Annotated in this window: 18 protein-coding genes and 3 tRNA genes; 19 read left to right on the top strand and 2 right to left on the bottom strand. The window is 61.7% G+C overall.

Going from position 1 to position 19894, the window contains the following annotated elements; translation table 11 throughout:
* The first annotated feature begins 6 nt into the window (after nucleotides 1-6).
* From KGB28_RS25860 to KGB28_RS25950, 19 genes are all read left to right on the top strand, one after another.
* Nucleotides 7-633, top strand: a complete 627-nt coding sequence (locus KGB28_RS25860; RefSeq protein WP_223448406.1) for a phosphoribosylanthranilate isomerase — start codon at nucleotides 7-9, stop codon at nucleotides 631-633.
* 217 nt (nucleotides 634-850) lie between these two features.
* Complete coding sequence (gene accD / locus KGB28_RS25865) at nucleotides 851-1771, top strand: acetyl-CoA carboxylase, carboxyltransferase subunit beta (RefSeq protein ID WP_223448407.1); 921 nt, start codon at nucleotides 851-853, stop codon at nucleotides 1769-1771.
* Entirely contained in the window at nucleotides 1768-3075 is a 1308-nt protein-coding gene (folC, locus tag KGB28_RS25870; RefSeq protein ID WP_223448408.1) for a bifunctional tetrahydrofolate synthase/dihydrofolate synthase, read from the top strand. Before accD ends, folC begins: the two co-directional genes overlap by 4 nt.
* Complete coding sequence (locus tag KGB28_RS25875; protein WP_223448409.1) at nucleotides 3059-3727, top strand: SPOR domain-containing protein; 669 nt, start codon at nucleotides 3059-3061, stop codon at nucleotides 3725-3727. Before folC ends, KGB28_RS25875 begins: the two co-directional genes overlap by 17 nt.
* A gap of 98 nt (nucleotides 3728-3825) precedes the next feature.
* Nucleotides 3826-4386, top strand: a complete 561-nt coding sequence (locus KGB28_RS25880) for a CvpA family protein (protein WP_150727110.1) — start codon at nucleotides 3826-3828, stop codon at nucleotides 4384-4386.
* A gap of 41 nt (nucleotides 4387-4427) precedes the next feature.
* A complete protein-coding gene (purF, locus tag KGB28_RS25885) occupies nucleotides 4428-5933 on the top strand; it encodes an amidophosphoribosyltransferase (protein WP_007975670.1) in 1506 nt (501 codons plus the stop codon).
* An 81-nt stretch (nucleotides 5934-6014) separates the two neighbouring features.
* Nucleotides 6015-7226 (top strand): O-succinylhomoserine sulfhydrylase, encoded by a 1212-nt coding sequence (locus KGB28_RS25890; RefSeq protein WP_223448410.1) that lies wholly within the window; start codon nucleotides 6015-6017, stop codon nucleotides 7224-7226.
* Nucleotides 7223-7999, top strand: coding sequence for an SDR family oxidoreductase (locus KGB28_RS25895; RefSeq protein WP_223448411.1), 777 nt, complete (start codon nucleotides 7223-7225; stop codon nucleotides 7997-7999). Before KGB28_RS25890 ends, KGB28_RS25895 begins: the two co-directional genes overlap by 4 nt.
* A 232-nt stretch (nucleotides 8000-8231) precedes the next feature.
* Nucleotides 8232-8307, top strand: a tRNA-Val gene (locus tag KGB28_RS25900).
* Nucleotides 8308-8360: 53 nt separating this feature from the next.
* Nucleotides 8361-8437, top strand: a tRNA-Asp gene (locus tag KGB28_RS25905).
* Nucleotides 8438-8542: 105 nt separating this feature from the next.
* Nucleotides 8543-8619, top strand: a tRNA-Asp gene (locus KGB28_RS25910).
* Nucleotides 8620-8997: 378 nt separating this feature from the next.
* The gene (locus KGB28_RS25915) at nucleotides 8998-9507 is read left to right on the top strand and encodes a sigma-70 family RNA polymerase sigma factor (protein WP_223448412.1); all 510 of its coding nucleotides are present in this window, start codon (nucleotides 8998-9000) and stop codon (nucleotides 9505-9507) included.
* Nucleotides 9504-10454, top strand: a complete 951-nt coding sequence (locus KGB28_RS25920; protein ID WP_223448413.1) for a FecR domain-containing protein — start codon at nucleotides 9504-9506, stop codon at nucleotides 10452-10454. The genes KGB28_RS25915 and KGB28_RS25920 overlap by 4 nt, the downstream gene beginning before the upstream one ends.
* A gap of 67 nt (nucleotides 10455-10521) precedes the next feature.
* Entirely contained in the window at nucleotides 10522-12945 is a 2424-nt protein-coding gene (locus KGB28_RS25925; RefSeq protein ID WP_223448414.1) for a TonB-dependent receptor, read from the top strand.
* Between the two features lie 78 nt (nucleotides 12946-13023).
* Nucleotides 13024-13965 carry an ABC transporter substrate-binding protein gene (locus tag KGB28_RS25930; protein WP_223448415.1) on the top strand — a complete coding sequence of 314 codons (942 nt, stop codon included), beginning with the start codon at nucleotides 13024-13026 and terminating at the stop codon, nucleotides 13963-13965.
* The gene (locus KGB28_RS25935) at nucleotides 13965-14954 is read left to right on the top strand and encodes a FecCD family ABC transporter permease (protein WP_223448416.1); all 990 of its coding nucleotides are present in this window, start codon (nucleotides 13965-13967) and stop codon (nucleotides 14952-14954) included. Before KGB28_RS25930 ends, KGB28_RS25935 begins: the two co-directional genes overlap by 1 nt.
* Entirely contained in the window at nucleotides 14947-15978 is a 1032-nt protein-coding gene (locus KGB28_RS25940; RefSeq protein ID WP_223448417.1) for a FecCD family ABC transporter permease, read from the top strand. Before KGB28_RS25935 ends, KGB28_RS25940 begins: the two co-directional genes overlap by 8 nt.
* 12 nt (nucleotides 15979-15990) lie before the next feature.
* Nucleotides 15991-16782, top strand: a complete 792-nt coding sequence (locus KGB28_RS25945) for an ABC transporter ATP-binding protein (protein ID WP_223448418.1) — start codon at nucleotides 15991-15993, stop codon at nucleotides 16780-16782.
* A complete protein-coding gene (locus tag KGB28_RS25950; protein WP_223448419.1) occupies nucleotides 16779-17561 on the top strand; it encodes an IucA/IucC family C-terminal-domain containing protein in 783 nt (260 codons plus the stop codon). The genes KGB28_RS25945 and KGB28_RS25950 overlap by 4 nt, the downstream gene beginning before the upstream one ends.
* 76 nt (nucleotides 17562-17637) lie before the next feature.
* Here the strand turns inward: KGB28_RS25950 and aldA are convergent, their stop codons facing one another.
* Together aldA and KGB28_RS25960 are read right to left on the bottom strand one after the other, a co-directional pair.
* Complete coding sequence (gene aldA / locus KGB28_RS25955; RefSeq protein ID WP_223448420.1) at nucleotides 17638-19071, bottom strand: aldehyde dehydrogenase; 1434 nt, start codon at nucleotides 19069-19071, stop codon at nucleotides 17638-17640.
* Between the two features lie 19 nt (nucleotides 19072-19090).
* Nucleotides 19091-19891: an aldolase/citrate lyase family protein gene (locus tag KGB28_RS25960; RefSeq protein WP_223448421.1), complete on the bottom strand. Its 801-nt coding sequence runs from the start codon at nucleotides 19889-19891 to the stop codon at nucleotides 19091-19093.
* Nucleotides 19892-19894: the final 3 nt, after the last annotated feature.

Raw genomic sequence — 19894 nt, forward strand, 5'->3', positions numbered from 1 at the left:
GTCGACATGTCAGCCGTTCGCAGCAAGATCTGTGGGATTACCCGCATAGAGGATGCGTTGGCAGCCGTCGAGGCCGGGGCGGATGCCATCGGGTTCGTGTTCTACGCCAAAAGCCCCCGTGCGGTGACGTTCCAGCAGGCGCGCTCGATCATCAAGGCGCTGCCGCCGTTCGTGACCACCGTGGGCTTGTTCGTCAATGCGAGCCGTTGCGAATTGGGTGAAATCCTCGACGCGGTACCCCTGGACCTGCTGCAATTTCACGGTGATGAAAGCGCAGAGGATTGCGAAGGTTGGCACCGCCCGTACATCAAGGCGCTGCGGGTCAAGGCGGGCGATGACATCGCCGCAGCCTGTGATGCCTATGCCAGTGCCAGCGCAATCCTGCTCGATACCTATGTCGAAGGCGTTCCCGGAGGAACCGGCGAGGCGTTTGACTGGTCACTGATACCGCAAGGCTTGAGCAAGCCGATCATTCTGGCGGGTGGTCTGACGCCGGATAACGTCGCCGAAGCGATTGCCCGCGTTCGGCCTTATGCCGTGGATGTCAGCGGCGGGGTAGAGGCGAGCAAGGGCATCAAGGATCACGCAAGGATTCAGGCATTTATCAAAGCGGTACGCGGTAGCACCTGTTGATGTGACGGCTGGCAGACTGCCGCCGTCCACTGCACTGTACAAAGCGGATGCACTGCACACAGCAGGCAGATCCGAGGGTTTGTGGTTGCACGCAGGTCATGTTTCGCGCTGACCGTGGCAGTCCATCGACCCTCTTCGCACACATGAATTTAGCGCTAGGGCATACACGGGGCTGCGAACCAGAGCGTTCGGGCCACCGGTACTGGAGAAAGAAAGCATGAGCAACTGGTTAGTAGACAAACTGATCCCTTCGATCATGCGTTCCGAGGTCAAGAAGAGCTCGGTGCCTGAAGGTCTTTGGCACAAATGCCCGTCTTGCGAGGCTGTGCTGTATCGTCCGGAGTTGGAAAAGACCCTGGACGTTTGCCCCAAGTGCAACCATCACATGCGTATCGGCGCCCGCGCCCGTATCGACATCTTCCTCGACGTTGAAGGTCGTACCGAGTTGGGTGCAGACCTGGAGCCGGTTGACCGTCTGAAATTCCGCGACGGCAAGAAGTACAAGGACCGCCTGACCGCTGCACAAAAGCAGACCGGCGAAAAAGACGCACTGGTTTCCATGAGCGGCACCTTGCTGGGCATGCCGGTGGTGGTTTCGGCGTTCGAATTTTCCTTCATGGGCGGTTCGATGGGCGCCATCGTCGGTGAGCGTTTCGTGCGCGCCGCCAACTACGCCCTGGAAAAACGTTGCCCGATGATCTGCTTCGCCGCTTCCGGCGGTGCGCGGATGCAGGAAGCGCTGATTTCCCTGATGCAAATGGCCAAGACCTCCGCGGTGCTGGCTCGTCTGCGTGAAGAAGGCATCCCGTTCATCTCCGTGTTGACCGATCCGGTCTACGGCGGCGTTTCCGCCAGTCTGGCGATGCTGGGCGACGTGATTGTCGGCGAGCCGAAGGCGTTGATCGGTTTTGCCGGTCCGCGCGTGATCGAGCAGACCGTGCGTGAAAAACTGCCGGAAGGCTTCCAGCGCAGCGAGTTCCTGCTGGAACACGGTGCCATCGACATGATCATCGACCGTCAGGAACTGCGTCCGCGCCTGGGCAACCTGCTGGCGCAAATGATGGGCCTGCCGACGCCGAAGTTCGTGGCTGCACCCATCGAGCCGATCGTGGTTCCACCGGTACCCGCCAGCCTATGACCCAACGTACCCTTGGCGAATGGCTCGCCTACCTTGAGCAGTTGCACCCTTCGGCCATCGACATGGGCCTGGAGCGGTCGCAGCAGGTAGCGTCCCGCATGGGACTGGGCAAGCCGGCGCCTCGGGTGATCACGGTCACCGGGACCAACGGCAAGGGTTCCACCTGTGCGTTCGTGGCGTCCTTGCTACGAGCCCAGGGCTTGAAAGTGGGGGTTTACAACTCCCCGCACCTGCTGCGCTACAACGAGCGGGTAACGGTCAATGGCGTCGAAGCTACGGACGCCGAGCTGTGCGAGGCCTTTGCCGCGGTAGAGGTCGGGCGCGGCGACACTTCCCTGACTTACTTCGAAATGGGCACCCTGGCGGCATTCTGGCTGTTCCAGCGCTCCGGGCTCGATGCAGTGGTACTGGAAGTCGGTCTGGGCGGTCGTCTGGACACGGTCAACGTGGTGGACGCCGACATGGCGCTGGTCACCAGTATTGGCGTCGATCATGCGGATTACCTCGGTGATACCCGAGAGTCCGTGGCCTTCGAGAAGGCCGGTATTTTCCGTCAGGGCGCGCCTGCGCTCTGCGGCGATCTGAATCCTCCCCAACCTCTGCTGGACAAGGCGCGCGAGCTCAATTGCCCGTTTTTCCTGCGGGGGCGCGATTTTGACCTCGGTGTGACCGATCTCAAATGGCAATGGCGCGGTGTCGATGCGCAAGGGCGCGCGGTTGAACTGCGCGACCTGCCACTGCTCGATCTGCCGATGGAAAACGCTGCACTGGCGTTGCAGGCGTACCTGCTGCTCGGCTTGCCTTGGGTGGATGCGCAGATTATCGAGGCGCTACGGGCCACCCGGGTGGTCGGTCGCCTGGATCGCCGCGAGTTCGAGTGGCAAGGCAAACGCTTGAATCTATTGCTGGATGTGGGGCATAACCCCCATGCGGCGGAGTATCTGGCTCGTCGCCTGGCCAGTCGCCCGCCGGTCGGCAGGCGTCTGGCGGTGTTCGGGCTGCTGGCGGACAAAGACCTGGGTGGTGTTGTCGGCGAATTGAATGCTAGTGTCCAGCACTGGGCTGTCGCACCGCTGGATTCACCTCGGGCGCGTCCGGTTGCGGATTTGCAAGATGCGTTGCTAGGTCTTGGTGCGTCGGTCACGTCATACGGCAGCGTAGCGGCCGCCCTGGAAGGGCAGTGCGCGCAGGCCACGAACGACGACGAAATCCTGTTGTTCGGATCATTTTATTGTGTCGCCGAGGCCCTTGAATGGCTGGCCCGGCGCTCCACGGAGGACGCGGCGAATGGCATTGCTGGATAAGGCATACAAGCAGCGCATGGTTGGCGCCCTGGTGTTGGTCGCGCTGGCGGTGATTTTTCTGCCAATGCTGTTTTCCCGCCAGGACGAACAGCGCCAGGTGACGGTCGAAGCGCCTGCGGCTCCGCAGGCGCCAGCGATGCCCCAGGTACAGGTCGAGCCCGTGGTGGTGCCTGAACCGCAAGCCTTGCCTCAGGAACCCGTGCCGAGCGATGACGAAATCGCCCAGCAGGAATCGGCGGTGCCAACTGCGCCGGTGGTCCCGGCGCCTGCGGCTCCAGCGCCAGCAGCCAAGCCGGCTGCGCCCGCGCCGGCCCCGGCTTTGGCGGCTAAACCTGCGACAGCGCCTGCCCAGCCCATCACGACGGCACCGGGCAAGCCGGACACCACGCAAAGCCGTGTCGATGCCAATGGCTTGTCTGTCAGCTGGTCGGTGCAACTGGCCAGCCTGTCGAACCGTGAAAGCGCGGAAAAGCTTCAGAAAACCCTGCGCAGCCAGGGTTACAATGCCTACATCCGTACCGCCGACGGCAAAAACCGGGTGTTTGTCGGGCCGCTGATCGAGCGTGCTGAAGCCGACCGGCTGCGTGACTTGCTGAACCGCCAGCAGAATCTCAAGGGGTTTGTCGTGCGCTTTCAGCCAGAACGTGGCTAAAACTATCGCCCCGATTTGAAATGCACAGACAATCGCAGCTTACCGATAAGCATGGGCTCTGCTAAAATGCGCCGCCTTATCCGTCTGTAGGCTGCACTGTGCCATTTACCTGGGTTGACTGGGCGATCGTTGCAATCGTCGCCATCTCCGCATTGATCAGTCTGAGCCGCGGCTTCGTCACAGAAGCACTGTCGCTGCTGACCTGGATCATCGCAGGAGTCGTAGCCTGGATGTTCGGTGGCTCACTGTCCGAGTACCTCGGCGGGTACATTCAAACGCCATCGGCACGTATAATCACGGGCTGTGCCATCATGTTTGTCGCCACTTTAATCGTAGGCGCAATGATCAATTATCTTATCGGCGAACTGGTTCGCGTCACCGGGCTCTCCGGGACCGACCGATTCCTCGGCATGGCCTTCGGCGCCGCGCGTGGCGGGTTGCTGGTGGTTATCGCCGTCGGGCTGTTGAGCCTGGGGCCGGTACAGCAGGACGGGTGGTGGAAAGAGTCACAGCTCGTGCCAAAATTTCTATTGGTTGCAGACTGGTCCAAAAACCTGATCCTCGGGTGGAGCAGTCAGTGGCTTGCCAGCGGAATCAGCGTACCCGCTGATATTCCGTTCAAGGAGCAACTCTTGCCGATGGCCAAAACGCCTCAGTGAGTAGTGCTCAGTTCAGATCCATTAAGTAGGGGTTGCGTCGCATGTGTGGCATCGTCGGTATCGTCGGTAAGTCGAACGTCAATCAGGCGCTGTATGACGCGCTAACCGTCCTCCAGCACCGCGGCCAGGACGCTGCCGGTATCGTGACCAGCCATGATGGCCGGTTATTCCTGCGCAAGGACAACGGCCTGGTGCGTGACGTGTTCCAGCAACGTCACATGCAGCGGCTGGTCGGTCACATGGGCATTGGCCATGTGCGTTATCCAACCGCGGGCAGCTCGACGTCGGCTGAAGCTCAACCGTTTTACGTCAACTCGCCTTACGGCATCACCCTGGCGCACAACGGTAACCTGACCAACGTTGAACAATTGGCCAAGGAGATTTACGAATCTGACTTGCGTCACGTCAACACCAGTTCCGATTCGGAAGTGCTGCTCAACGTGTTCGCGCACGAACTGGCCCAGCGCGGCAAGTTGCAGCCGACCGAAGAAGACGTTTTCGCCGCCGTCACCGACGTGCACAACCGTTGCGTCGGTGGTTATGCCGTTGTAGCGATGATCACCGGCTACGGCATCGTCGGCTTCCGCGATCCGCACGGCATCCGCCCGATCGTGTTCGGCCAGCGTCACACCGACGAAGGCGTCGAGTACATGATCGCCTCGGAAAGCGTTTCCCTGGACGTGCTCGGCTTCACCCTGATTCGCGACCTGGCACCGGGCGAAGCGGTCTACATCACTGAAGAGGGCAAGCTGTACACCCGTCAGTGCGCGACCAACCCGTCCCTGACACCGTGCATCTTCGAACACGTCTACCTGGCGCGTCCGGATTCGATCATCGACGGCGTGTCGGTCTACAAGGCCCGCCTGCGCATGGGTGAGAAACTGGCCGAGAAGATCCTGCGCGAGCGTCCGGATCACGACATCGACGTGGTCATCCCGATTCCGGACACCAGCCGCACCGCGGCGCTGGAGCTGGCGAACCACCTGGGCGTGAAGTTCCGCGAAGGCTTCGTGAAGAACCGCTACATCGGCCGGACCTTCATCATGCCGGGCCAGGCCGCGCGGAAAAAATCCGTACGCCAGAAGCTCAACGCCATCGAGCTGGAATTCCGCGGCAAGAACGTGATGCTGGTGGACGACTCCATCGTTCGCGGTACTACTTGCAAGCAGATCATCCAGATGGCCCGCGAAGCCGGCGCCAAGAACGTCTACTTCTGCTCCGCGGCGCCAGCGGTTCGCTACCCGAACGTCTACGGCATCGACATGCCGAGCGCTCACGAGCTGATCGCCCACAACCGTTCGACCCAGGACGTGGCTGACCTGATCGGCGCCGACTGGCTGATCTATCAGGACTTGCCTGACTTGATCGAAGCGGTCGGTGGCGGCAAGATCAAGATCGACAAGTTCGATTGCGCGGTGTTCGACGGCCAGTACGTCACCGGCGACGTCGACGAGGCTTACCTGAACAAGATCGAGCAGGCACGCAACGATGCCTCCAAGGTCAAGACGCAGGCAGTCAGTGCGATCATCGATCTGTACAACAACTGAGTTACTACCGGCCCTGAGGGGCCGGTTTTGTATCTGGCAAAAAGACTTTCATCTATCAAGAGCAGGGCAAGGAGTGACAGCATGAGTCAGGAATGGGATGCCGGTCGGCTGGACAGCGACCTCGAAGGTGTAGCGTTCGATACCCTGGCCGTACGCGCCGGTCAGCACCGTACGCCGGAAGGCGAACACGGTGATCCGATGTTCTTCACTTCCAGCTATGTATTCCGCACCGCTGCCGACGCCGCCGCGCGTTTTGCCGGGGAAGTGCCGGGCAACGTTTACTCACGCTACACCAACCCGACCGTACGCGCGTTCGAAGAGCGCATCGCCGCGCTGGAAAGCGCCGAGCAGGCCGTGGCCACGGCCACCGGCATGGCGGCCATCATGGCCGTGGTGATGAGCCTGTGCAGCGCCGGTGATCATGTGCTGGTGTCGCGCAGCGTATTCGGCTCGACCATCAGCCTGTTCGAGAAGTACTTCAAGCGTTTCGGTATCGAAGTCGATTACGTGGCCCTGGCGGACTTGTCCGGTTGGGATGCGGCGATTAAATCCAACACCAAATTGCTGTTCGTCGAGTCTCCATCCAATCCGCTGGCCGAATTGGTGGACATCGCCGAGCTGTCGAAAATCGCTCACGCCAAAGGCGCGATGCTGGTGGTCGACAACTGCTTCTGCACCCCGGCCTTGCAGCAGCCGCTGAAAATGGGTGCGGACATCGTCGTGCATTCGGCCACCAAGTTCATCGACGGCCAGGGCCGTTGCATGGGCGGAGTGGTCGCCGGCCGCAGCGAGCAGATGAAAGAAGTGGTGGGTTTCCTGCGTACCGCTGGGCCGACCCTGAGCCCGTTCAACGCCTGGATCTTCCTCAAGGGCCTGGAAACCCTGAACCTGCGGATGAAGGCCCATTGCGCCAACGCCCAGCAACTGGCCGAGTGGCTGGAGCAGCAGGAAGGCATCGAGAAAGTCCACTACGCCGGCCTCAAGAGTCATCCGCAGCACGAACTGGCGCTGCGCCAGCAGAAGGGTTTCGGTGCGGTCGTCAGTTTTGAGGTCAAGGGCGGCAAAGAGGGCGCCTGGCGCTTTATCGATGCCACGCGCCTGATTTCGATCACCGCCAACCTGGGCGACAGCAAGACCACCATCACCCATCCGAGCACCACCTCCCATGGTCGCCTGGCGCCGCAGGAGCGTGAAGCGGCGGGCATTCGTGACAGCCTGATCCGCGTTGCGGTCGGCCTGGAAGACGTGGCGGACCTGCAAGCCGATCTGGCGCGCGGCCTGGCAGCGTTGTGATCGAGTTGCCTGTGCCGACCACCGGCTCAAATGGCCGCGTAGCGCTGGTGACCGGTGCTGCGCGGGGCATTGGCCTGGGGATCTCGGCCTGGCTGATCAGCGAAGGCTGGCAAGTCGTGCTGACGGACCTGGACCGGGAGCGCGGTTCGAAAGTGGCGAAAGTGCTGGGCGATAACGCCTGGTTCATCGCCATGGATGTCTCGAATGAAGGGCAAGTCGCGCTGGGCGTGGCCGAGGTGCTCGGCCAGTTCGGGCGCCTGGATGCGCTGGTATGCAACGCAGCGGTTGCCGATCCGCACAACATCACCCTGGAAAGCCTCGACCTGGTCCACTGGAATCGGGTGTTGGCGGTGAACCTCAGTGGGCCGATGTTGCTGGCCAAGCACTGTGCACCGTACCTGCGCGCTCACAGCGGTGCCATCGTCAATCTGGCCTCGACCCGCGCCGGGCAGTCGGAACCCGACACAGAGGCCTATGCGGCGAGCAAGGGCGGTCTGTTGGCCCTGACGCATGCGTTGGCCATCAGCCTTGGCCCGGAGATCCGGGTCAATGCCGTCAGTCCAGGCTGGATCGATGCGCGTGACCCCTGGGTGCGGCGTGCCGAACCGTTGACCGAAGCCGATCATGCCCAGCATCCGGCGGGCAGGGTAGGGACGGTCGAGGATGTCGCGGCGATGGTGGCCTGGCTGCTGTCGAGGAACGCCGGGTTTGTCACCGGCCAGGAATTCGTGGTCGATGGCGGCATGACCAAGAAAATGATTTACAGCGAGTAAGCTCCGGGATTGATGTTGAATGTGCTGCTTTCGCGAGCAAGTCGAATCGTCGCACCGCCGCTCCCACATTTGGAATGCATTCCCCTGTGGGAGCGGGCTTGCTCCGGGCGGCGTTCCGACGAAAGCGCTCTTGCTGCACATACATAATTTTGTCTTTTTCAGAAAAACTTCAATCCTGCTATTGACTTAGGTTCGCTACCTGCGTAAATTTCGCGGCCTCGGAGATGCAAACGGGTGATTAGCTCAGCTGGGAGAGCGTCTGCCTTACAAGCAGAATGTCGGCGGTTCGATCCCGTCATCACCCACCACTTCCGAGATACTTGCGAAAGCAAGAGGTAGGCTGAAATGCCTCCACCGACGCGCAGCGGTAGTTCAGTCGGTTAGAATACCGGCCTGTCACGCCGGGGGTCGCGGGTTCGAGTCCCGTCCGCTGCGCCATATTTTCCGAGTCAGGTCCGCCCTGATTCGAGATTAAAAGAGAGATTGAAAAGTCTCAGAGCTTTTAATCAGACGAGTTAATTGAGCGTCAGCTCAAAGCGATACGCAGCGGTAGTTCAGTCGGTTAGAATACCGGCCTGTCACGCCGGGGGTCGCGGGTTCGAGTCCCGTCCGCTGCGCCATATCTGCCCCGAGGCCCACTGAACGCCTTGGAGCTACGAAGAAACCACTGGTTACTTCGAGTCGATAGCAAAGACCCTGGTCGAAAGACCGGGGTTTTTTGTGTCTGCAATTTGGCTTTTTCTCCCTCCTCACGACCCTCACGGTTTCGCATCTGCCGACCATGCGCGGATGGCCAGTGAATTGCGATGCCTCCTGAAATTCCCCCTCAATAATTCGCAGCCTTGATAAACCGGCACCGCGCGGCCGAAATATCTGCTCGTGATCAAATTATTCAAGCATTTACCGGGTGCAATTCGCACAAAGGGCTTGGTTTGATCTCTCAACACTAATTAGAATGAGTCGCATTTAAAATATTTCTTCGTGCAGGGTTTCTTTAGATGAGTGATGCAGCGTTGCCGCCGGAGCAAACCTTCCACGACCTGTACCGCGATCACCGGGGCTGGCTCGAAGGATGGTTGAGACGACGCATGAGCAATGGCAGCGACGCGGCGGACCTGAGCCAGGATACCTTCGTTCGTTTGCTCGCCAGCTCTCAGCGCATCGCCGACCTGCAAGAGCCTCGCGCCTACCTGGCGACAGTCGGCAAGCGGCTGCTGGCCAACTTCTACCAGCGCCGCAGCCTGGAGCAAGCCTATCTCGATGCATTGGCGTTGCTGCCCGAGGACTGCGTGCCGTCCCCCGAGCAACGCTGGATCCTGCTGGAAACCCTGCAAGCCCTGGACGAACTGCTCGATGGATTGCCGGGCGCGGTACGACGCGCGTTTCTCTTGAGTCAACTGGAAGGCCTGGGCTATCAAGAGATTGCCGAGCGCCTGCAAGTATCGGAACGCACGATCAAGCGCTACATGGCTCAAGCCTACGAACATTGCCTGCTGGTGGACCTGTGAACGGTTCGGCACCTTCGGCCCAGGCTCGGCAAGTCGTGCGGGCCGCCGCGCAGTGGCTGGCCCTCATGGAATCCGGCTGCGCCAATGAGCAGGACCGGGCGCAGCTGCAGAACTGGCGCGATAGTCATTGCAGTCACGAGCAGGCCTGGCAGAAAGCACAACTCTTGCGCCAACGCTTTGCCGACCTGCCATCGGCCCTGGCCATGGCCAGCCTGGACCGGCCACAAGTCAGTCGACGTACCGTGCTCAAACGCGCCGTCGGCGCGGTGGCGTTGCTGCCGACCGCCTGGCTGATCAGTCGACAGTTGCCTCTGGATGCCTGGAGTGCCGACCTGCGGACCGCCACCGGGGAAAGCAAAAAAGTCCAATTGGCCGATGGCAGCGCTGTGCAACTGAACACTGCCAGTGCCGTCGATATCGACCTGAAGAACCGACGCCTGACCCTCGTGGATGGCGAAATGGCGCTGAATGTGCCCGGGGGCTCGCCGCTGACGATTCTCACGCGCTTCGGGCAAGTGGTCGTCAGTCAGGGCGAAGTGTGTGTTCGTCAGGGGCAGGCGGGCTGCAAGGTCTCGGTGCTCAAAGGCACGGTGCAGTTGCAGCCTCTGCACGGACCGGTCTTTTTGTTGCGCGGCGGCCAGCAGGTCAGCCTTCAAACGGCGGGTGCCGGTGCCGTGGAGCCATTCGACGTGCTGGCCCCGGGCTGGCGTGAAGGAGTGCTGATGGCGCAGAACCAGCCCTTGGGGGATTTTCTGCGGGAACTCAGCACCTATCGTCCGGGCGTATTGCGTTGGGAGCCCGAGCTGGAATCGTTGCGCATCACCGGCAGTTTTCGTCTTGAAGACACCGGTCGCATTCTGGCGCTGCTGGCGGCCAGCCTGCCGCTGGAGGTGCATTCGCGTACGCGTTACTGGGTAACGCTGGTACCGCGCAAAAATAGTGTTTAAAGCGTGTCCCCTTTTTTCGCCTCGCTGGTCATTCAAGGTAAGCGAAACGAAATCAGAGAGATTCACAATGCCCGCAGTGATGTCTAGCAGTATGCGTCCGGCTCCATCCAGGTTGCGCCCGTTGTTGCACTTGAGTCTGTTGTTGAGCCTGAGTGCCTGTCCGTTGTTCATCACTGCCGGTTGGGCCGAAGACGCGCCGCGCCGCAGCTATCAGGTGCCAGCCGGTAGCCTCGATGCTGCGCTGACCCGTTTCGCCGGGTTGGCCGGGGTCAATCTGTCAGTGGACCCGGCACTGGTGAGCGGGCGCACCAGCCCCGGTCTGTCCGGCGACTTCGCGGTGGAGGAGGGCTTCGCCCGGCTGCTGCAGGGTTCCGGTCTGCAACTGCAGCCGGTGGGCGAACAGGCGTACATGCTGACCCCGGTGCCAACAGGCAGCAGCCTGCAATTGGGCGCTACCTCTATTTATGCGACGGCGGACACGGCGCACGGTGATCCGTATGTCGGCGGGCAGGTGGCACGCCGTGGATCGCAAGGCTTGCTGGGCTCGAAAGATTTCATGGAGACGCCGTTCAGCGAGACCACCTACACCAGTGAGTTGGTGAAAAACCTGCAGGCGCGTACCTTGGGCGACCTCGTGGCCAGCGATCCCTCGGTTCGCGCCACCAACCCGGCGGGTGGGCGGTATGAGCAGTTCACCATTCGCGGAATGAGCCTGTTCAACAGTGATGTCTCCTACAATGGTCTCTACGGCATTCTGCCGACGTACACCATCGACATGGAAATGGCCGACCGCGTCGACATCCTCAAGGGCCCGAGCCAGCTGATCAATGGCATCTCGCCGCGGGGCAGCGTGGGTGGCGGGATCAACGTGGTGCCCAAGCGCGCCACCGACGTGCCCATTACTTCGTTTACCGGCAACTACGCTTCCGACAGCCAGGTCGGCGGGGCCGTGGACATCGGTCGGCGCTTTGGTGAGGGGGACATGTTCGGTGTGCGTTTCAACGGCGTGAAGCAGTCCGGCGGCACCGAATGGGATCACCAGAGCGTTGACCGCGAGATGGCTGTGCTGGGCCTGGATTTTCGCGGTGAACGCCTGCGGCTCTCGACGGACGTCGGACATAACGAGCGTGACACCGACGCCCCGCAGGAGCGTGTGCAGGTGGGCGCTAACGCTCAGGTTCCGCATGCCAGCGATGTTCGCCACAACTATGCGCAGCCGTGGAGCAAGGCGCGTACCAAGGACACCTTCGGTACGGTGACCGGCGAGTACGATGTCAGCGATTCCGTCATGGTGTACGCCGGTGCGGGCGCGCGTAAAAGTAATCATGACTTCCTCCGGCACGCCGTAGCGGTCACCAACGACGCGGGTAATTTCAGCGTTCTGCCACGTGACTTCACCCGTGACGAAAATGTCCGCACGGCCAATGCCGGGGTGCGCAACTGGTTCCATACCGGTCCGGTGAGCCATGAGATCAACCTGGCTGCCAGCTATTTCTACATGGACTTCGAAAACGGCGGCGCCCGTTATGCCGCCGCCCCGAGCAACATCTACAACCCGGTGCAAACACCGACGCCCATCACTCCCACGCGACTCGATTCTGAGGTGTATACCGAGAACCGTTCCAGCAGCGTGGCGTTGTCCGACACATTGGGGTTCTTCGATGATCGGGTACTGTTGACCCTCGGCGCCCGCTGGCAGCGAGTGCAGGTTGACGACTGGACGGATGATGTCAAAGGCGATACGGGCTACGATGAAGAAAAGGTTTCGCCCTCGGGCGGCATCCTGTTCAAGGCCACCGATAAGCTCTCGTTGTATGCCAACTACATGGAAGGCCTGAGCCAGGGCAAGATCGCGCCGTCGACCTCGGTGAACGAGGACGAGATCTTCCCGCCGTTCATCAGTCGGCAGGTCGAGGTCGGTGCCAAATATGATGCGGGTGCGTTCGCCATTACCACCGCGGTGTTCCGGATCAAGCAGCCGGCTTATGAAACCAATGCCACGACGCGAGTGTTCGGCCCGAACGGCAAACGCGAAAACAAGGGCGTGGAAGTCAGTGTGTTCGGTGAGCCGCTCAAAGGCTTCCGCCTGCTCGGCGGCGTCATGTACATCGATAGCGAGCTGACCGATACCACCAACGGCACCTTTGACGGCAACCGTGCTCCCGCCACGCCGGAATACAACGTCAACCTGGGGGCCGAGTGGGACGTGCCGAATGTACAAGGCCTGACCCTGACCAGCCGCAGCATCTATTCCAGCTCGCAGTATCTGGACCAGTCCAACAACAAGGAAATCGATGCCTGGACGCGTGTCGACGTGGGCGCGCGCTACGCGTTCAAGGTCGAAGAAAAGAACATCACCCTGCGTGCCAATGTCGAGAACGTGGCCGACAAGCGCTACTGGAGTTCCGCCGGGGCCTCGGATGACAGCGAGCCTGGATTGACGCTCGCGACGCCACGCACCTACCTGCTTTCGGCGACCGTCGACTTCTGAATCGATTCAACCGTGCGTTGCGCCACAGGGAAGGGCGCTGCCGAGTTGTGTCATGCATCGATTGCAGAGGACCAGAGCATGCCCAGCCTCACTAACCCGCTCAAGAACGAACAGGTCAACACGCCCTCCAGGCGCACGCTGCTGCGCCTGTCCCTGGGCGTGCTTGCACTGAGGTTTACCCCATCGGCGTGGGCTCTGGCCGACGCCGCGCCGCTGCGGGTGATCACCCTGTTTCAGGGCGCCACCGACAGCGCCGTGGCGTTGGGCATTACACCCTGCGGCATCGTCGATTCCTGGAGTGAAAAGCCCACCTATCGCTATCTGCGCTCGTCGCTGGAGCCGGTGCCCCATGTCGGGCTGGAAACCCAGCCGAGCCTTGAAGACATCGCGCTGCTGAAGCCGGACGTGATCATTGCCTCGCGTTTTCGCCATGAGCGCATCGCACCCTTGCTCAAGCAGATCGCCCCGGTGGTGATGCTGGAGGAGGTGTTCGAATTCAAGAAAACCCTGGCGTTGATGGGCCTGGCCTTGCACCGCCAGCAGCGGGCCGACGAGGTGTTGGCCCGCTGGCAACTGCGTACGGCGCAACTGCGCCGGCAACTGCAGCAGAAGTTTGCCGGGCGCTGGCCGCCTACGGTGTCGATTCTGGATGTCCGCGAAGACCATATCCGTAGTTATTTGCCGGCCAGTTTTCCAGGTTCGGTAGTCACTGAACTGGGGTTGGGCTGGAGTGAGGCCAGTCGGGCGGCAAGCGGGGTATCGATCAAACTCACCAGCAAGGAAAGTCTGGCGGTGGTGAATGCCGATATTTTCTTTGTCTTCTTGCGCGCGGAGAAACCGGCGGTGCAGCGAAATTATGAAAGCCTGGTGCAGCATCCGCTGTGGCAGCAAATGCGTGCGCCGCAGCAGGGGCAGGTGTGGCGGGTCGACGGCGTGGCCTGGAGCCTGTCGGGCGGAATGCTCGGGGCAAACCTGATGCTCGATGATGTTGCGCGGTTGGTCACGGCGGATGTGGCCTGATGAGCAATGGGTTGAAGCTGTGCTGTGCCGGGGTCGTGTTGCTGCTCAGCAGTGTGCTGAGCCTGGCAGTCGGAGCGACCTGGATTCCGCTTTCGCAAATTGCCGCAGCCTTTGTGCATCCCGATCCGCTGAGCGTCAGCCATGTGCTGGTGACCACCACACGCCTGTCGCGAACCTTGATGGCAATGGCCGTGGGCGCGAGCCTGGCCGTGGCGGGGGCCTTGATGCAGGCGCTGACGCGCAATCCGCTGGCGTCCCCCGGTTTGTTCGGGATCAATGCCGGCGCGACTTTTTTTATCATCCTGTGTTCCTCGCTGTTTTCCCTGTCATCCCCGGATGCCTGGCTGTGGTGCGCGTTCATCGGCGCGGCCGTGGCCGGCAGCCTGGTGTGGCTGATCGGCAACATGGTGCAGGGCAGTCTCAGCCCGTTGCGTATTGTGCTGGCGGGTGCGGCGATGGCCGCATTGTTCTCCGCGTTCAGCCAGGCGTTGCTGGTGGTCAATCAGGATGGCCTGGACACGGTGCTGTTCTGGCTGGCGGGCTCGTTGACCGAGCGCAGCCTGTCGGTCGCCGCACCACTGCTGATGTGTGGCGTACTCGGGCTGTTCGGCGCGATGTTGCTGGCGGGGCAGGTCAACGTGCTGAGCGCGGGAGAGGAGATTGCCACCGGCCTGGGTCAGCGCACCGGTTTGATCCGGCTGCTGATGAGCGTGCTGGTGGTCTGTCTGGCGGGCAGTGCCGTGGCATTGGCCGGCAGCATCGGGTTTATCGGCTTGCTGGTGCCGCACATGGTGCGCAAGGGTTTGTCCATCGATCATCGCTGGTTGCTGCCGGGTTGCGCGCTGCTTGGGGCGATTGTCCTGCTGCTGGCGGATACCTTGTCGCGGGTGTTGATCCTGCCGCAGGAGGTACCGGTGGGGGTGATGACGGCGTTGTTCGGCGCACCGTTCTTCATCCTGTTGGCCCGGCGTGGAGGTCGTTATGGATAAGGTCCTGATTTGGCGCCGCAGCGGGTTTTCCCGGCGGATCAATGTCGCCACGCTGTGGCGGTTGCTGGCGGCGTTGATGGTGACGGCGCTGATCATGCTCGGCTCGCTGTCGTTGGGTAAAGTCATGCTGTCGCCGCTGCAGGTGCTGCGCATTTTGCTGTCGAGCCAGGACCCCAGCCTGACGTTCATCGTCGAGCAACTGCGCTTTCCGCGGATGCTGCTGGCGGCGCTGGTGGGCGCGGCGTTGGCGGTGTCGGGGCTGATTCTGCAAAGCATCATCCGCAACCCGCTGGCATCGCCCGACCTGCTGGGTATCACCAGCGGCGCCAGTGCGGCGGCGGTGCTGTACCTGTCGTTTTTCTCCGTCGCACTGGGCCAACAGTATCTGCCGCTGGCGGCGATGCTGGGCGCGGGGCTGGCGGCATTGGCGATCTATCTGCTGGTCTGGAAACAGGGGGCTTCCCCGCTGCGCCTGGTGTTGATCGGGGTCGGCATCAGCGCGATGTTGACCGCCGCGACCACCTTCATTCTGGTCTTCAGTCCGCTGACCACGACCCTGTCGGCTTATGTCTGGCTGACTGGCAGCGTGTACGGCGCCAGTTGGCCGGAACCGCTGGCGCTGGGTGGCTGGTTGTTGGGTATTTGCCCGCTGCTGGTGCTGCTGGCCCGGCAGGTGATGGTGCAACAGCTGGATGACCAACTAGCCCAAGGCATTGGCGTTCCCGTGCAGTGGTTGCGCGCCGGTTTGTTGCTGGTAAGCGTGGCATTGGCCGGTGCGGCGATTGCCTGGGGCGGGGCGATAGCGTTTGTCGGGCTGATTGCGCCGCACATTGCCAAACGTCTGGTGGCCCCGGGTTTCGGCGGTCAGGCGCTGATGGCGGCGTTGGTCGGGGCTAACCTCGTGGTGCTGGCCGATCTCGTCGGGCGTGTGCTGTTTTTGCCGCTGGATCTGCCGGCCGGGATTTTTGTCGCCGTGCTGGGCACACCCTTTTTTCTTTATTTGTTGATCAAACAGCGTCATTGAGGAATTCAACGTATGACGTCGATTGCAAGTCGCGGCCTGACCCTGAGTTATCAGCGCCAGGTGATTATTGACGCGCTGGACATGCAACTGCCCCAAGGCAAAATTTCGGTACTGATTGGCAGCAACGGCTGCGGCAAAAGCACCTTGCTCAAATCCTTCGCCCGACTGCTCAAGCCGCAGCAGGGCTCGGTGATTCTCAACGGTGTGGATATCCAGCAAAAGTCCACGGCCGCCGTGGCTCGGGAGTTGGCCATTTTGCCTCAGACTCCCAGCGCGCCGGAGGGCATCACCGTCCGCCAGTTGGTGGCGCTGGGGCGTTATCCGTATCAGAGCTGGATGCAACAGTGGTCGGCGCAAGACGAAGCCATGGTCAACCGCGCGCTGGCGCAAACCAGTCTGCTGGCCCTGGCGGACCGACCGGTGGACGCGTTGTCCGGTGGCCAGCGCCAGCGCGCGTGGATCGCCATGACCCTGGCCCAGGACACCGGTATCGTGCTGCTCGACGAACCCACTACCTTTCTCGACCTGGCGCATCAGATCGAAGTGCTGGACCTGCTGCGCGACCTCAACCGGCTCGAAAACAAAACCATCATCATGGTGCTGCACGACCTCAACCTGGCCTGTCGTTACGCCGACCACATGGTTGCGGTGCACAACCGGACGGCCTTTGCCCAGGGGCGGCCCGACGAAGTGTTGACCGAGGCCCTGGTCAAGACCGTGTTCGACCTCAATTGCCGAATCATTCCCGATCCGTTCTTCGCAACGCCGCTGTGCATTCCGTTTGGCCGGGAGTTGCCGCAATGAATCTGGCCTGTCATTTCACGGCGTCGGAGTGGGCGCTGTTGTCCGGTGGCTTGCGGCTCAAGGACAGCGACGAGCGCGACCCGTTGCGTTCGATGAAGGCCCGGGACTTGTTGCAGGAAGACGTGTGCGAGCAACTGCTGGATGCGCTGGGCCCGGTGATCGGTTCGCCGACCCGGGCGATCACGGCCTCGCTGTTGGGCAAGCGCTTGTCGTTTCTGGCGACCGGCGCCTGTTTGTATGCGATGTCGGTGTACGACAAAGGGCTATTGCTGACGCTCGACAACACGGTGATTGAATACGGCCACGATGACGGGTTGTGGACGTCTTCGATGCCGCTGCATCACGGTGAGCCGCTGACCTATGGCCTCAATGAGCGCGAAGCTTGGCGGGAAATGCTGGTGCAAGGACTGTTCGCCGGACTGCTGAAACCGTTGTGGCAAACCTTCAATCGTGTCACCGGAGTTTCCCGGCGCATTCTCTGGGAAAACACCGCCGTGCGTATTTATTCGCTGTATGAAAAGCGCATGGCGAAAATAGAAGACTCTTCAATTCGCGAGCGCTGTGAAGCGGACTTCAATTGGTTGCTGACACAAGCCGAGCCTGCGTTGTTCGGCCTCGATTACAACCCGCTGAGCCATTTCCGCCGACCGCCGACGCTGGTGGACGAAGGGCAGCGGAGCATCCGCTTTCGCCGAACCTGTTGCTTTTATTACCTGGCCACCGAACCCGCTGAGTACTGTTCGACCTGCCCATTGCTACGACCGGGGAAATGCCGATGAGATGTCCATTTCAGGGTGATGGGGCAGGCGCCCAAGCGATGGCATAGGCGCGTGCTCTTCACAGAGGGTGCGTGGCTCAGCCTTGCAGATAGACCGCGTGGGTATGGGTGTATTCGTACAACCCGTGTTTGCCATCCGCGCCACCGATGCCGGACTTGCGCACGCCGGCGTGGAACCCCTGCATCGCTTCGAAGTTCTCGCGATTGACGTAGGTTTCGCCGAAATCCAGCTCACGCATCGCCTGCAGGGTTTTGCTCAGGTCGCGGGTGTAGATCGACGAAGTCAGGCCATAGTCGCAGTCGTTGGCCAGGGCGATGGCTTCGTCCAGGTCATCGATTATCTGGATCGGCAGCACCGGACCGAAAATCTCTTCGCGCATGATCTCCATGTCCGCGCGGCAACCGGCCAAAACGGTGGGCTGGAAGTGGAAGCCATTCGGCAGGTCGGCAATCTGTCCGCCGCTGATCAGGCTTGCGCCCTGGCTCAACGCGGTGCGGACTTTGCGATTGACGCTGTCCAGCCCCTGGCGGTTGATCAGCGGGCCCATCTCCACGTCGGGCTGGGCAATCGGATCGCCATAGCGGGTCGCACTCATCGCTGTCGCGATGCGCTCGATAAATTGATCCGCCACCTTGCGCTCGACGTACACCCGCTCGGCGCAATTGCACACCTGGCCGCTGTTGATGATGCGCGAATCGCGGATCGCCCTGACCGCCAGGTCGAGGTCTGCATCCGCCAGCACAATGGCCGGCGCCTTGCCGCCCAGTTCCAGATTGAGCTTGGTGATGTTTGGCGCGGCGGCGGCCATGATCCGCGAGCCGGTGTCGACGCTGCCGGTGAAGCTGATCATGTCCACGCCTTTGTGTCCGCTCAATGCCGCGCCGACTCGGCCGTCGCCACAGACCACGTTGAACACGCCGGGCGGCAGGTTGGTTTCGGCCACCAGTCGGGCAAATTCGAAGCAGTTGTTCGGGGTTTCTTCGCTGGGCTTGATGACGATGGTGTTGCCGGTCAGCAGGGCCGGGGCCATCTTGCGGGCGATCAGGAAGAAGGGGAAATTCCACGGCAGGATCCCGGCCACCACGCCCAACGGTTTGCGGAACAGGAAGATGTTTTCGTTCTGACGATCGCTGGTGATGATCTCGCCTTCGATGCGCCGGGCCCATTCGGCCATGTAGTCGAGGTAGTCGGCGGTGAAGTTGACTTCGACTTCCGCCAGCCCGCTGATCTTGCCTTGTTCCAGAGTGATGGTGCGTGCCAGGTGCGCTACGTTTTCCCGCAGTTTGGCGGCGATCCGGCGCAAGTAACCGGCGCGGTCATTCGCCGGTTTGCGCGCCCAGTCCTTCTGCGCGGCACGGGCGGCAGCGAGGGCGCGCTCGACGTCCTCGGCGGTCGAGGCCGGGACTTTCGACAACAGGGCGCCGGTAGCCGGGTTGATCACATCGAGGTGGGCAGCGCTGGCCACGAACTGGCCGTCGATGAAGTTTTCGTAAACAGGCACGGATGACATGGTGCGACTCCTTGGCAGATCAGTAAGTGCGTGACGGCGCTTGAGTGGTGGCGGGTTCGCGGTAGCGAGCGAGGGTGGCCATGGCGCCTTGGCGCAGCAGGCTGATGTCGATGGCCACTGCAATGAACTGGCAGCCCCAGCGCTGGTAGCGGCGGGCGTCTTCTTCGTTGGGGGCGAGAATCCCGCAGGCTTTGCCGGCCGCCAGCGTGGCGTTCACGGCGTGTTGAATCTGCTCCTGGACTTGCGGATGGCCGGGGTTGCCGGCGTGGCCCAGGCCGATCGACAAATCCGCCGGGCCGATAAACACCGCATCCACGCCCTCGACGGCGGCAATCGCTGCGACGTTTTCCACGCCGGTGCGCGATTCCACCTGCACGATCAGGCACAGTTGTTCGTGGGCTGTATTCAGGTAATCGGGCACACCGTCCCAGCGGGTGGCGCGGGTCAGTCCGCCGCCGACCCCGCGAATGCCGTGGGGCGGGTAGCGCATGGCGCGCACCAGTGCCTGTGCCTGTTCGGCGGTTTCGACCATCGGGATCATCAGCGTCTGCGCGCCGATATCCAGCAGTTGCTTGATCAGGTTGGCATCGCCATTCACCGCGCGCACCACTGGCGCAGTCGAGTAAGGCGCCACGGCCTGCAACTGGGCAAGTACGCCGGGCACTGTGTTGGGTGCGTGCTCGCCATCGATCAGCATCCAGTCGTAACCGGTGGTGGCGACGATCTCGGCGGCGTAGCCGGTGGCGAACCCGGCCCAGATGCCATATTGGGTCGCTGAGTTGTTCAGCGCGGCCTTGAACGCGTTGTGCGGCATGTTCATTTC

This window comes from Pseudomonas sp. BF-R-19, from assembly GCF_019956445.1.
In the GTDB taxonomy this organism is placed as follows: Bacteria; Pseudomonadota; Gammaproteobacteria; order Pseudomonadales; family Pseudomonadaceae; genus Aquipseudomonas; species Aquipseudomonas fluorescens_BH.

Coding starts and splice junctions, on each gene's coding strand:
- KGB28_RS25860 (WP_223448406.1), top strand. CDS start 7: ATGTCAGCCGTTCGCAGCAAGATCTGTGGGATTACCCGCATAGAGGAT.
- accD (WP_223448407.1), top strand. CDS start 851: ATGAGCAACTGGTTAGTAGACAAACTGATCCCTTCGATCATGCGTTCC.
- folC (WP_223448408.1), top strand. CDS start 1,768: ATGACCCAACGTACCCTTGGCGAATGGCTCGCCTACCTTGAGCAGTTG.
- KGB28_RS25875 (WP_223448409.1), top strand. CDS start 3,059: ATGGCATTGCTGGATAAGGCATACAAGCAGCGCATGGTTGGCGCCCTG.
- purF (WP_007975670.1), top strand. CDS start 4,428: ATGTGTGGCATCGTCGGTATCGTCGGTAAGTCGAACGTCAATCAGGCG.
- KGB28_RS25890 (WP_223448410.1), top strand. CDS start 6,015: ATGAGTCAGGAATGGGATGCCGGTCGGCTGGACAGCGACCTCGAAGGT.
- KGB28_RS25915 (WP_223448412.1), top strand. CDS start 8,998: ATGAGTGATGCAGCGTTGCCGCCGGAGCAAACCTTCCACGACCTGTAC.
- KGB28_RS25925 (WP_223448414.1), top strand. CDS start 10,522: ATGCCCGCAGTGATGTCTAGCAGTATGCGTCCGGCTCCATCCAGGTTG.
- KGB28_RS25930 (WP_223448415.1), top strand. CDS start 13,024: ATGCCCAGCCTCACTAACCCGCTCAAGAACGAACAGGTCAACACGCCC.
- KGB28_RS25935 (WP_223448416.1), top strand. CDS start 13,965: ATGAGCAATGGGTTGAAGCTGTGCTGTGCCGGGGTCGTGTTGCTGCTC.
- KGB28_RS25940 (WP_223448417.1), top strand. CDS start 14,947: ATGGATAAGGTCCTGATTTGGCGCCGCAGCGGGTTTTCCCGGCGGATC.
- KGB28_RS25945 (WP_223448418.1), top strand. CDS start 15,991: ATGACGTCGATTGCAAGTCGCGGCCTGACCCTGAGTTATCAGCGCCAG.
- KGB28_RS25950 (WP_223448419.1), top strand. CDS start 16,779: ATGAATCTGGCCTGTCATTTCACGGCGTCGGAGTGGGCGCTGTTGTCC.
- aldA (WP_223448420.1), bottom strand. CDS start 19,071: ATGTCATCCGTGCCTGTTTACGAAAACTTCATCGACGGCCAGTTCGTG.
- KGB28_RS25960 (WP_223448421.1), bottom strand. CDS start 19,891: ATGAACATGCCGCACAACGCGTTCAAGGCCGCGCTGAACAACTCAGCG.